10 protein-coding genes are annotated in these 12,476 nt (G+C 43.6%); 3 read left to right on the top strand and 7 right to left on the bottom strand.

Annotation, left to right across the window (positions count from 1 at the left end):
- Nucleotide 1: 1 nt before the first annotated feature.
- Genes HMPREF1212_RS10250 through HMPREF1212_RS10235 form a run of 4 tightly spaced genes read right to left on the bottom strand, consistent with a single transcriptional unit; the run spans nt 2 to nt 4,551 of the window.
- Nucleotides 2-1,321, bottom strand: coding sequence for a V-type ATP synthase subunit B (locus tag HMPREF1212_RS10250; protein WP_007656318.1), 1,320 nt, complete (start codon nt 1,319-1,321; stop codon nt 2-4).
- Between the two features lie 8 nt (nt 1,322-1,329).
- Complete coding sequence (locus HMPREF1212_RS10245; RefSeq protein WP_046149289.1) at nt 1,330-3,087, bottom strand: V-type ATP synthase subunit A; 1,758 nt, start codon at nt 3,085-3,087, stop codon at nt 1,330-1,332.
- A gap of 2 nt (nt 3,088-3,089) precedes the next feature.
- A complete protein-coding gene (locus HMPREF1212_RS10240; protein ID WP_046149288.1) occupies nt 3,090-3,959 on the bottom strand; it encodes a DUF2764 domain-containing protein in 870 nt (289 codons plus the stop codon).
- 1 nt (nt 3,960) lies between these two features.
- Nucleotides 3,961-4,551 carry a hypothetical protein gene (locus tag HMPREF1212_RS10235; RefSeq protein WP_007656315.1) on the bottom strand — a complete coding sequence of 197 codons (591 nt, stop codon included), beginning with the start codon at nt 4,549-4,551 and terminating at the stop codon, nt 3,961-3,963.
- Nucleotides 4,552-4,707: 156 nt separating this feature from the next.
- Between HMPREF1212_RS10235 and HMPREF1212_RS10230 the strand changes: the two genes are divergently transcribed.
- Nucleotides 4,708-5,211: a GNAT family N-acetyltransferase gene (locus HMPREF1212_RS10230; protein WP_046149287.1), complete on the top strand. Its 504-nt coding sequence runs from the start codon at nt 4,708-4,710 to the stop codon at nt 5,209-5,211.
- Between the two features lie 144 nt (nt 5,212-5,355).
- Here the strand turns inward: HMPREF1212_RS10230 and HMPREF1212_RS10225 are convergent, their stop codons facing one another.
- Nucleotides 5,356-6,300, bottom strand: a complete 945-nt coding sequence (locus tag HMPREF1212_RS10225) for a hypothetical protein (protein ID WP_232430073.1) — start codon at nt 6,298-6,300, stop codon at nt 5,356-5,358.
- A gap of 350 nt (nt 6,301-6,650) precedes the next feature.
- Between HMPREF1212_RS10225 and HMPREF1212_RS10220 the strand changes: the two genes are divergently transcribed.
- Nucleotides 6,651-7,760: a family 20 glycosylhydrolase gene (locus tag HMPREF1212_RS10220; RefSeq protein ID WP_046149286.1), complete on the top strand. Its 1,110-nt coding sequence runs from the start codon at nt 6,651-6,653 to the stop codon at nt 7,758-7,760.
- A gap of 78 nt (nt 7,761-7,838) precedes the next feature.
- Here HMPREF1212_RS10220 and HMPREF1212_RS10215 read toward each other — a convergent pair whose 3' ends face one another.
- Nucleotides 7,839-9,164, bottom strand: a complete 1,326-nt coding sequence (locus HMPREF1212_RS10215) for a PhoH family protein (protein WP_007656311.1) — start codon at nt 9,162-9,164, stop codon at nt 7,839-7,841.
- A 566-nt stretch (nt 9,165-9,730) separates the two neighbouring features.
- On the opposite strand from HMPREF1212_RS10215, the gene HMPREF1212_RS10210 reads away from it, so the two are divergent.
- Nucleotides 9,731-11,371 carry a beta-N-acetylhexosaminidase gene (locus HMPREF1212_RS10210; RefSeq protein WP_046149285.1) on the top strand — a complete coding sequence of 547 codons (1,641 nt, stop codon included), beginning with the start codon at nt 9,731-9,733 and terminating at the stop codon, nt 11,369-11,371.
- 65 nt (nt 11,372-11,436) lie between these two features.
- Here the strand turns inward: HMPREF1212_RS10210 and HMPREF1212_RS10205 are convergent, their stop codons facing one another.
- Complete coding sequence (locus tag HMPREF1212_RS10205; RefSeq protein ID WP_052724965.1) at nt 11,437-12,453, bottom strand: M28 family peptidase; 1,017 nt, start codon at nt 12,451-12,453, stop codon at nt 11,437-11,439.
- Nucleotides 12,454-12,476: the final 23 nt, after the last annotated feature.

The raw sequence follows: 12,476 nt of genomic DNA, 5'->3' as shown, positions 1-12,476 counted from the left end.
ATTATTTCTTCCAGTATTTGTCTACCAACTCTTGCTTGATATTCACTTCAGCCGGCTTGAAGTATTCGCCGAACAAGCCCCATGCCACGTCGAGCATTTCGGTCGTGTCGAGGTTTACGTCGATAGCCAGCAGCTTTTCTGAATAATCCTTTGCAAATGAAAGCGTACGGTTGTCGTAGTCTGTCAGGTCGAAACCGTTCTCCATCTTTGTCTTTGCGTTGGCAGCATCGGCATACAGACGGACGGCGGCGTTCATCACCTGCGGGTGATCTTCGCGTGTCTTCTTTCCTGTTACCAGCTGTTTCAAACGTGACAAGCTTCGGAACGGGTCAACGATAACCTTACCGACATCACTATCGCGGCGCAGGTATAACTGACCTTCGGTGATATAACCGGTATTATCAGGCACAGCGTGCGTAATATCGCCACCCGACAGGGTTGTTACCGCAATAATGGTGATAGAACCACCGGCAGGGAACTGTACTGCTTTTTCGTAGATCTTTGCCAAATCGGAATACAACGAACCCGGCATAGAGTCCTTCGAAGGAATCTGATCCATACGGTTCGATACGATTGCCAGAGCATCCGCATAGTTGGTCATGTCGGTCAACAGTACCAATACCTTTTCGTTCTTCTGTACAGCGAAGTATTCAGCCGCACAAAGTGCCATATCCGGAATAAGGATACGTTCCACGGACGGGTCTTCGGTTGTATTGATAAAGCTCACGATACGGTCGAGTGCACCGGCGTTGCTAAATGTATTTTTAAAGAACAGGTAGTCATCGTTGGTCATACCCATACCACCGAGGATGATCTTATCCGATTGGGCACGCAGGGCTACCATTGCCATTACCTGATTGAAAGGCTGGTCAGGGTCGGCGAAGAACGGGATCTTCTGACCGGTTACCAACGTGTTGTTCAGGTCAATACCAGCGATACCCGTAGCGATCAGTTCAGACGGCTGTTTACGACGTACCGGGTTTACCGACGGACCGCCGATCTCCACTTCCGTTCCTTCAGGGATAGGGCCACCGTCGATCGGATCACCATACGCATTGAAGAAACGTCCGGCCAACTGGTCACCTACTTTCAGCGTAGGCGCCTTGCCCATGAATACTACTTCGGCATTCGTACGGATACCTTCCGTACCGGAGAACACCTGCAACGTAACTTCGTCGCCGATGATCTTCACCACCTGTGCCAGCTTGCCGTCTACGGAAGCCAGCTCGTCATACCCAACTCCCGTTGCTTTCAGCGAACAGGTAGCTTTCGTGATCTGGGTAATCTTCGTATATATTTTTTGAAATGCTTTTGTTGCCATACGTTCTGTTATTTTTCCATGCGCTCTGCGAGCAGGGCGTCAAGTTGATCGTTGAACTTCTTAAACTGGTCGCTTTCGTATTCGGAATAGTTCATCTGCTTGAAGACGTTGATCATCTGTTTGAAATATTCCATTACTTCAAGGAAGGTGTCGAAACGGAATTCCGCATGACAGATCTTCACCACCTTATCCAGCATAAACTCCTGACGAGCCAGCGGTGTCACGGCATCGATCGCGTCGAAAGCGTCCTGTTGCAGGATCACGAAGTCGATCAATTCTGACTTCCAGAAAGTAACATGGTATTCCACCGGTACACCGTCATCACCCAGGATGTTGATCTGTTCGGCGATTTCCTTACCACGCAACATACGGGTCTTGATCTCGTTTACCTTGTCGATCCATTCCGGAGAGATATGTTTGGCGATATATTCCTGGAATTCGGGATATTCCAGATATTTCGAATAACTGTCGATCGGGTTCACAGCCGGATAACGTTTACGGTCGGCACGTTCCTGCTCCAATGCGTAGAAACAGCGGGCTACCTTCTTCGTATTTTCTGTTACCGGTTCCTTCAGGTTACCACCGGCCGGGGATACCGTACCGATAAAGGTTACCGAACCTGTCTTTCCATTGTTCAATTCAACGAAACCTGCACGGGCATAGAAGTTTGCCACGATAGCAGACAAGTCCATCGGGAACGCATCCGGTCCGGGAAGTTCTTCCAGACGGTTGGACATCTCACGCAACGCCTGTGCCCAACGGGAAGTGGAGTCGGCCATCAGCAACACTTTCAATCCCATGCTACGATAATATTCAGCCAGTGTCATGGCGGTATATACAGATGCTTCACGGGCAGCCACAGGCATGTTTGAAGTATTAGCGATAATGATGGTACGTTCCATCAGCTTACGTCCTGTATGCGGGTCGATCAGTTCGGGGAACTCGGTGAAGATTTCCACAACCTCATTCGCACGTTCACCGCAGGCAGCGATAATAACGATATCGGCTTCGGCCTGTTTGGAGATAGCGTGCTGAAGCACGGTCTTACCCGTACCGAACGGACCGGGGATAAATCCCGTACCGCCTTCTACGATCGGGTTTACCGTATCGATCGTACGAACACCTGTTTCCAACAGTTTGTAAGGACGCGGTTTTTCTTTGTAACAGGTAACAGCCCTTTTCACAGGCCAACGCTGTATCATATTCACATCAATATCCTTACCTTCTTCGTCAGTCAGAACGGCGATCGTCTGATTGATGGTATATTGTCCGGCTTCCGCCAGGCTCTTTACGGTATAAGTTCCTTTAAACGTGAAAGGCACCATGATCTTGTGCGGCTGGAAGTTTTCATCCACTTCGCCCAACCAGTCACCTGCGGCCACCTGATCACCCACTTTTGCCAGCGGTTTGTAGTCCCACAGTTTATCGTTATCCAGTGCAAATGTATATTCACCACGTTTCAGGAACACGCCGTCCATTTTATCCAGGTCATTCTGCAAACCGTCGTAGTTACGCGACAGCATACCCGGCCCCAATGTTACTTCAAGCATGTGCCCTTCAAACTCGGCTTCGTCACCTACACGCATCCCACGTGTACTTTCAAATACCTGAACAAAGGCATCCTTACCTATTACTTTAATAACCTCCGCCATCAGCTTCACGCCTCCTACGGAAATGTAACAGATTTCATTTTGAGAAACCGGCCCATCCACCTCTACGGTTACCAGGTTGGATACGATTCCTTTTACAATTCCTTTCGTAGCCATAATTATTTATTATTGTTTCTTTTAAATTCTTCCAACGCATTCTCACTACCGTGCTTCATTGCTCCTACTATTTCGCGGAAGGTCTTTTCGCCCGTCACCTTATCCAGTGTAACCCAGCGTTCGATCATTTCCAGCTTCAGCAAGTAGGCGAACACACTTTCTATATCGAAAGTCTTGAAGAACGTATTATCGTCCAGCCATTTCCATTTCAGCAAATCCACTTTCTTTTCACGAGCCATCAGATCCGGCTCTTCGGCAATGCGTTGCAGGTCGGGCAGATAGTCCACCGTATCTCCCAAGCCAAAATCACGGGCATTGGAAGTACGGATAGCTTCGGCTACCTCGTTGTTTCCCACTATATATTCTGATTTATCAAATCCATACTTACGGCAGGTAATAGCGGTCAGCATGTTATTGATATTGAGGTTCAGTTCAAACCAGCTGCGGATAAAACCGTTGCTGCATTTCATCGCATAGTCGTAATAAAGGGCTGCCAGACGGTCTTCCCAGGAGATCGTTTGCTTTTCCTCTTTTTGCTGACTATCCAGGTATAGTTTAAAGAACTCGATGAAGTAAGGGGGTATCTGTTTATTCTTAGGCGGTTTCTCACCATCTTTCAGAGCATCAAACAGACTTTTGTACTCGTCGTATGTAATACATCCCTTCTCGTCCGGGTCATAGTCCGGATATTTGGAGAAAGCCAGCAGGTTCTTATTGTCAAATTTGAGGAAAAACAAGTCTACCAGCTTCTTATCACGGGACGTAAGAATGCCGTCCAGTTCCTTCCTGAATTCAGAAACGGAATAGGTCAGCTTGCTATCATCCAATGATATATTTGGGAGTCCGGCTATCAGACAGTAGTATTTACTCATATCAGAACAACATTTCTACCAGTCCGGGACGCAGGAATTCTTTGAAGAATGCAACAAATTCGTCTTCCCCGAAGCTTACTTTATAGGAACCGTCGGCAGGAACAATAGTAAAGCCGGCATTCTTTCCGCTTACTTTCTCGATCTTCACGCCGCCGTCCAGCAATGATTTGGCATTTGCCTCGAAATATTTGGTTAATGCGTCCGCATCGGCAGTCTGGATCGTGATCGCTTCTTTCTTAGCCCATTCTTTAGCCATTTCCAGAATAACTTTCTGCATGAAAGCGGTGTCAGAAACGATCGCTTTTACATTCGAGGAAGTAATCTTTCCGGTTATGAGGTTCACAACTTCGCTCTTCAGCGCTTCTACGGCCTGGGTTGCGAACAGCTTCAATTCGGCTTCTGTATTCTTTTTCAGCTCGGCAGCTTGTTTCTGTGCCGCTGCAACAATACGTTTTGCTTCTGCTTCCGCTTCGCTAACAATCGCTTGTTTCTGAGCATTTGCATCGGCAATGATCCGTCCGGCTTCTTCGTTCCCTTTCTCTACACCTTCTTTGTAGATCTTGTCGGTCAGTTCCTGAATCTTTGTATCCATTTCTATATAATTTATTAAATTGTATTTTCCCAGATATTAAACGCCCACAAAGTTATTCTTTTTCGTGAATAATCATTGAAATAAATGTAAAATCAATCTAAAAAATGAAACACTATAAATTAATTTTTAATTTTGTTGGTCTAAAAATCGCATTATATGTTCTCAATTAGAAAAGCTACTACAGATGATTGTCTGTTAATCAGAAACTTGGCTTCCAAAATATGGGAGCCGACCTATGGTTCTATCCTCTCCCGTGAGCAACTCGACTATATGTTTGAGATGATGTATGCCCCGGAAAGTATTCTTAATCAAATGGATAAACTTCATCATGAGTTCTTTATCATTTACAAGGACGGAGAACCTTCCGGATACCTGTCTATCGAAACAGTTGAGAAAGATTTGTATGAGTTCCAAAAAATCTATTCGCTTCCTTCTTTACATGGTTCTGGCATCGGACGTTTTATCATCGAACAGGGAGTTGCTTACCTGAAGACGATCCACCCGGGACCGTTTACCGTCGAACTGAATGTGAACCGCGAGAACCCGGCTGTCGGTTTCTATAAACACATGGGATTCCATGAACATGCGACACGCGATTTTCACATTGGGAACGGTTATTATATGAATGATTATATTATGCGGATGGAAGTGACAAACTAAAGAAGAACCTACTTAATAAGTAGCCTCCAACCTACTCGATAAGTAGACCCTAGGGTTACTTACTAAGTAGACAGAGGCTTACTCGATAAGTAGATCGGAACTTACTTAGTGAGTAAACTTTCATATGCTTTACGAATAATCATCTTATTGCTTTAAAGTCTGATGTAATTTTTCAACCCATTGGTACAGTTCCATACGGATACTCTCTATTTTATCAGGATATTTTTTACTGTCCGCTATCAATTGATATAATTTAAACAATGCCTGCACCGTCATCGCACAGTACGAATATTCCTGATAAGTATAGTTGAGTTCCAATTCCTTAAATTTATCTTGTAAAAATCTGATCAGCACCCGGGTATCTATTTCCTTTAACTCCATTACGGCTTCCACACCTTTCCGGCAAGCCAATATAGTATGAACGATACGCAGCTCATCTCCCAGATGTTTAATCCGTTCAGGTTCACCAATATGATCATCATATACCTTCTGACATAAAGCCAAAGTATTTTCAATATCCTTCGTCTCATTCGTTTTCAATGTTCTATGAAGTTCATCGATCAGTCTGTTAGCCCTACTGATAACTAAATCATCGTCTTCAACATCAAATATTCCCAAATGAACATTCACCTTCATGTCGTATCTTACATACCGTTCTATAATATTGATCTGCCTATTGGTAGGTTTTCCTTTATTCTTGAATGTTTCAATCAGATTTTTCACACAACGAAGCAACCTGCCACACGCCTCATAATCACCTTCTTTCATCACTTTTTTTACTTCGTCAAGTATATCTTCCACATTCTGTTCTGTAGTGGGCAAAATTAGTTTCACAGCACTACAGTTCTTATAATTTTCAATAACTGTATCGATATCTTCTATTCTCGATTCGTCAAAGTTCTGGTGATGCGTCACATGCCATCCTGCACAAAACGGGCAATAATAACTCCGGCATGGGGCATAACGATTGTTTTCTTCAATTTCAGATTTGTTAAACTCAATAAAGTTGTCAGCCTTCTTCTGGCTCTCAAACAACATTTTGGGGCGTTTACATTGTGGGCAGAATATACGGTTCCTGGTAGGTTTCATGGAATTATCTTTTTGTATACTAGTGAATAGAATGCGACCGATGCGCATGCGTTAATGATTAACAGACAAAAGTAGGTAAAAAAAGATAAATTTTCATCCTTATCTGTTATGTTTTTACACTTCAAAAGCATTGGAAAATGAAAAAATAACTTCCTGAAAAAAAGCATAGGACTTTACAAATGTTAAGACAGGACCTTTAACTTTAAAATAAGGGACTTTTAAAATCAAAAGTCCTATCTTTTTTCAAGGGGAATAATTGTGTGTTAAATTCAAAATAGTTATCTTTGGAATATGCTAAATTATAATTAGTTACAAATCATATTTACATTACAATTTAATACTTGAATTCCATGAAACACTTCATCACGATCGCATGCCTTTTGATTTGTATAACAACTAACGGCATTTTTGCACAAACAAATGTAAACAGGCTGGACAGTATCCTTCCTGTCAGAGGATTGGCAATAGCAGCCCCGTCTGTGCAAAAAATGGATGTTTTCCTGAAGTTTATCGAAGAAGAACTCGCTCCCGGACATTTCAACCTGCTCATTCTCCGGGTTGACTGGAATTATGCTTACGAGTCTCATCCGGAACTGCGTGATCCTAATCCGCTTACCCTTCAGGATGTAAAACGAATCGTTGCCACCTGCCGGAAACATAACATACGGATAGCACCGCAGATAAACCTGCTCGGTCATCAGTCATGGGCAGAAACAACTTATGCCCTGCTCCGCGAATATCCGGAATTTGATGAAACACCGCATGTAGATACGAAAAACTATACCGGATGGCCTAACCCGGACGGTTTATACTGCAAAAGTTACTGCCCTCTTCACCCCGATGTGCATAAAGTTGTATTCGCTTTGGTCGACGAACTGACGGACGCATTTGAAACCGATCTGTTTCATGCCGGTATGGATGAAGTATTCTATATCGGAGATGATAAATGTCCTCGTTGCAGCGGACGCGATAAAGCAGAATTATATGCCGGAGAGGTAACCAAAATACAAAATCACTTAGCTCAACAGGGAAAACGGTTAATGATATGGGGCGATCGCCTGATAGATGGCAAAACAACCGGTATCGGAGCCTGGGAAGCTAGTATGAACAATACGTATCGTGCCATCGACCTTATCCCGAAAGAAGTTTTCATTTGCGACTGGCATTACGAACGTCCGGAACAAACGGCTGTCTATTTTGCAATGAAAGGATTTGACGTCGCCACTTGTCCCTGGCGAAAACCGGAAGTTGCCCTCAAACAATTGGATGATATGAAACGTTTCCGCCAGCAATCCGGATCTCAAATGAGCAACCGTTTCCAGGGTATTATCGAGACTGTATGGTCAGGCGCCGACGGTTTTCTGGAAAACTATTACAAACCGGAAAGTGAGCAGCAGGAGGTATCGGATGTGGTCACTATCAAAAAACTGATTGGCGCCTATAAGTCGATGAGCAAATAAAAGAAATCCTCATAGAAAATAAATATCCGTGTACTGAGCATTCTCACATACACGGATATTCTTTATTTTATAATACTCTTATAACAGATCCGAAGCCAACTCAGACAACTGGCTACGTTCACCCTTGATCAGGTTGATATGGGCAAACAACTCCTGCCCTTTCATCTTGTCGACCATATAGGCCAGACCATTACTCTGGGCATCCAGATACGGCGAGTCGATCTGCTGTATATCACCTGTAAATACCATCTTTGTTCCTTCTCCGGCACGGGTGATGATCGTCTTGATCTCATGCGGAGTCAGATTCTGGGCTTCATCAATGATACAGAAAGTTTCCGACAAACTACGTCCGCGAATAAAGGCCAACGCCTCGATGACCAACTGATTATTCTTTTGTAAATCATCTATTTTACGGACATCCTGGCTTCCGGGAGCGAACTGGTTCTTTATCACATTCAGATTATCGAACAGAGGCTGCATATAAGGAGCGACTTTCTGTTTTTCGTCTCCCGGCAGGAATCCGATATCCTTATTTGCCAACGCCACAATCGGACGTGCCAGCAGGATTTGCTTATAAAGTCCGGCTTGTTTAAGTGCGGCAGCCAGTGCCAGCAAGGTCTTACCTGTCCCGGCTTTACCCGTCAGTCCAACCAGTTTCACGTCCGGATCATTCAAAATTTCAAAAGCAAAACTTTGTTCCGCATTACGGGGTTGAATACCATAATTAGAACTCTTTTCCACCTTCTTTATCTTTCCTGTAAACGGATTATAACGAGCTAAAACAGAAGCCCGTATACTCTTCAATATAAAGCATTCGTTCGGTTCGAGTTTAGATTTGAATTCAAACAAATCCGCATCCAGTCCGTCAGGGGTTGAATAGATCTTATCGATCAGATCAGGATCTATATTTTCATAGGTATCCTGAGCACGTTCAAAGATATCGACATTGATTACCTTATCCGTGATGTAGTCTTCCACCTGAATACCCAATGCACGGGCTTTCATACGCAGGTTGACATCCTTCGTAACCAGGATAGTCTGCATCTTAGGCGTCTTTTCCGCAACGGAAAGCGTGCAGGATAAGATACGGTGGTCAGGCGTCCTATCCGGGAAAGACAAAGCTATCTTTTCCTGGTATTTGTCACCTGTTACGACATGTAATGTTCCCAAACCCGGTCCCAACGAGGCACCTTTCAAAAAGAGATCGTTACTGGTCATCAGATCCAGCTCGCGCACAAATTCACGGGCATTATAATTAATCTGGTCGCTCCCCTTTTTAAATTTATCCAACTCTTCCAACACGACGATAGGAAGATAGATATCATTCTCCTGAAAATTTTCGATACACTTGTAGTCATGCAAAATAACGTTGGTATCCAATACAAAATTCTTCTTTGCTCCCATGATCTTTCGATTTAAAGATTATCGCTTCTAAGTTAAAAACATTTTTGGAACTTGTTTGGTTTAAAACGGAAAATAAATGCGCCGGACCAATTTATTCTAGTTTTGTGCGAATTTCATAATCGGTTAAAAATCAGGAGTTAAACAAAATGCCTGAAGGCTGTCACGTCTTACACACTCATATTCAACACCTTACACCACATCCTGCCTGAAGGCTGTCAATTCCCTACATTATATATAAGAATAAATAAAAAGGATTTTATTTTTTTGCAACCTTCCGGCTCTGAAAAAACAATTGTATTCAAACACAAAAACAATTGTATTTGCATTCAAAAACAGTTGTATTTGTAACTGAAAACAATTGTTTTTTTGAATAAAAGAAAAAAGTGCCTGTATGTGCCCATTGAGTCCCGTTGGGAGCCATTGAGTTCTTTTATAAAATAAGCTTGCCTATCTTTGCATCGTATTCATTGGTAACGAAAAGTTCATAAGATGCCGGGATAATTAATCTCGTTATGTATCTTTGTACCGAAGATCTGATTTTTTAATAACAAAATAACCTAAGATGTATGATTTTTAATACTAAGAAACTCAAAATTACGTCATTACTGCTATTAGCGGCGACACTTTCTTTCGGACAGAGCAATACTTCGGCTTTATTGCCTCTGCCTAATCGAATCGAACAGATGACAGGTAAAAAGAATTTCGTCCTTACTCCCCGGACAACCGTTAAAACCAATCTGCCCAAACAAGCATTTTGTTTATTTGAACTACAGCGTATTCTGGGCGAACGAACCGGACAGGTTGCCGATATCGGTGCTCCTTCCACATCCGGTAATTCTGTTATCGAGATAGAGCTCGACCCTTCAATAAAAGGGAAAGAACACTACATGCTGGATATTTCAGAAAAGAAACTATCGATCAAAGGAAGCAGCCACGCCGCCCTCTTCTACGGACTGAAAACACTGGATCAGATATTGCTGGGAGATGTATGTAACACAGCGAACAATCAAATCGCTCCTATCCGTATCGACGACGAACCCCGCTATGGTTACCGGGCATTGATGCTTGACCCTGCCCGCCACTTTCTTCCTGTAGAAGATGTAAAATTCTATATCAACCAGATGGCAAAATACAAATACAATGTTTTGCAGTTACATCTGACTGACGATCAGGGATGGCGTGTTGAAATCAAAAAACACCCCAAACTAACAGAGATCGGGGCATTCCGCAATCCGAAAACCGGCTCCAACGGGCCCGACAATGGTTTCTATACACAAGAACAACTGAAAGACCTCATCAAATACGCAGCCGACAGAAACGTTGAAATCATTCCCGAACTGGATATCCCCGGTCACACGGTGGCAGTTTTGGCTACTTATCCGGAACTGGGATGTACACACACCGATACGATTCAGAAAATAATGGGGCAAACAGTCGATCTGATGCTTTGTGCCAATAATGACAAAGTGTATACCGTTTATGACGATATCATCAAAGAAATAGCCGATATATTCCCTTCCTCCAAAATCCATTTAGGAGGAGACGAAGCTGTTATCGAAAAGAACTGGACCAAATGCACTCACTGCCAGGATTTAATGAAACAACTGGGTTACACCAAAGAATCGCAGTTAATGAATTATTTCTTCGATAAAATACTGGCCTCTGTCCGCAAATACGGAAAAGAACCGATGTTATGGTGCGAGCTGGATAATGTCCGTATGCCGGCCAATGAATACCTGTTCGATTATCCTAAAGACGCCACACTGATCACCTGGCGTGCCGGATTAACTCCCAGATGTATCGAACTAACTGCAAAACATGGTAATCCGTTAATCATGGCTCCGGGTGAATATACTTATCTGGACTATCCGCAACTAAAAGGCGACCTTCCAGAGTTTAAGAACTGGGGAATGCCTGTCACCACGCTGGAAACCAGTTACCGCTTCGACCCCGGATACGGACTTCCTACCGCACAACAGGCGCATATTTCAGGCATCACCGGCACATTATGGGGAGAAGCGATGCAGGATATTAACCGTGTGACTTATATGACCTATCCACGTGGCCTTGCTTTGGCTGAAGCCGGATGGACACAGATGGAACACCGGAGCTGGGATTCCTTTAAGGAACGAATGTATCCGAATCTGATGAATTTGATGAAACATGGTGTATTTGTCAGGGTTCCGTTCGAGATCGTTCCGAGATAGAACAAAAAGCGTAGGCCGGTTATTGATTTCGGCCTATGCTTTTTATTTTTCAAATCTGTATTTCCTTAAATATCATTTTCCACCTCTTTATAAATCACTTCCAGAACAGTTTGACCAACAGCTTTCAAGGTCGTCTGGTCTATGTTATCCAGATTATCATCATGTGTATGCCAGTAAGTACCAAAGCGGTGTGAACTTTCCGGGTCATAGTTTATAATATCGATACAGGGTATATTTCGTCCTCTGATAACAAAGGTATGGTCGTCAAGCACACCGCCTCCCGGTTCATTAAAGAAGAACTTGCCATAGCCGAGATTGCGCGCAGCCTCCCAAACCTTCTCCACAACCTGAGAAGCATATTCCATGGAAGTAGCTTCCTTGAAGAAGATTGCATTACGACTCCCCACCATATCAAGTAATATCCCATAATCCGCCCGATAATTAGTCACATGGGGATTGGCAGACCAATACTGTGAACCAAGACACCAACTCTCTTCCGGACTGTTTTCAGTTATAAAACGGGGAGTACCATAATCTTCTGCATCGAAAAATATAACATCGATACCGATATTCGGATTCTGACCGCCTAACTGACGACATATTTCCAGCAGGACACCTACTCCACTGGCCCCATCATCCGCACCGTCAATGGGAACACGCCATTTGTCAGGATTTGGGTCATGGTCGGCATAGGGACGCGTATCCCAATGCGCAAAAAGCAGAATTCGCCGGGGATTATCCGGATTATATGACCCGATAATATTACGTGCATTCAAACGATCACCGTTATAAGCTGTAAGTATTGCTTCCTGTACCTGCACCGCTGCCCCAAAACGTTTCAGACCTGCAATCAGATAATCACTGCAATGACGATGTGCCTCCGTATTCGGTACACGTGGTCCGAAAGCAATTTGTTCGACAATATAGGAATAAGCACTATCTGCATTGAAATCGGGAACAGAGACCGCCAATCCGGACTTTTCCTCTCCCTCTGAAACATTTCCAGTATTCTTATTTTTACATGAGAACCCACCGATAATAATGAGCAGAAAGAGAGAGGCCACTAAGCTGTTTATTCGCATAATTTTAAAGGATTAAGCTTGTT

It is taken from the genome of Parabacteroides sp. HGS0025 (assembly GCF_000969845.1).
GTDB lineage: Bacteria > Bacteroidota > Bacteroidia > Bacteroidales > Tannerellaceae > Parabacteroides > Parabacteroides gordonii.
The sequence above is the reverse complement of the archived record's forward strand: the minus strand, read 5'-3'. Positions and strand labels throughout refer to the sequence as shown.

Bases quoted from the DNA above. Each gene is read 5' to 3' on its own strand.
- HMPREF1212_RS10250 (WP_007656318.1), bottom strand. From the start codon at position 1,321: ATGGCAACAAAAGCATTTCAAAAAATATATACGAAGATTACCCAGATC.
- HMPREF1212_RS10245 (WP_046149289.1), bottom strand. From the start codon at position 3,087: ATGGCTACGAAAGGAATTGTAAAAGGAATCGTATCCAACCTGGTAACC.
- HMPREF1212_RS10240 (WP_046149288.1), bottom strand. From the start codon at position 3,959: ATGAGTAAATACTACTGTCTGATAGCCGGACTCCCAAATATATCATTG.
- HMPREF1212_RS10235 (WP_007656315.1), bottom strand. From the start codon at position 4,551: ATGGATACAAAGATTCAGGAACTGACCGACAAGATCTACAAAGAAGGT.
- HMPREF1212_RS10230 (WP_046149287.1), top strand. From the start codon at position 4,708: ATGTTCTCAATTAGAAAAGCTACTACAGATGATTGTCTGTTAATCAGA.
- HMPREF1212_RS10225 (WP_232430073.1), bottom strand. From the start codon at position 6,300: ATGAAACCTACCAGGAACCGTATATTCTGCCCACAATGTAAACGCCCC.
- HMPREF1212_RS10220 (WP_046149286.1), top strand. From the start codon at position 6,651: ATGAAACACTTCATCACGATCGCATGCCTTTTGATTTGTATAACAACT.
- HMPREF1212_RS10215 (WP_007656311.1), bottom strand. From the start codon at position 9,164: ATGGGAGCAAAGAAGAATTTTGTATTGGATACCAACGTTATTTTGCAT.
- HMPREF1212_RS10210 (WP_046149285.1), top strand. From the start codon at position 9,731: ATGATTTTTAATACTAAGAAACTCAAAATTACGTCATTACTGCTATTA.
- HMPREF1212_RS10205 (WP_052724965.1), bottom strand. From the start codon at position 12,453: ATGCGAATAAACAGCTTAGTGGCCTCTCTCTTTCTGCTCATTATTATC.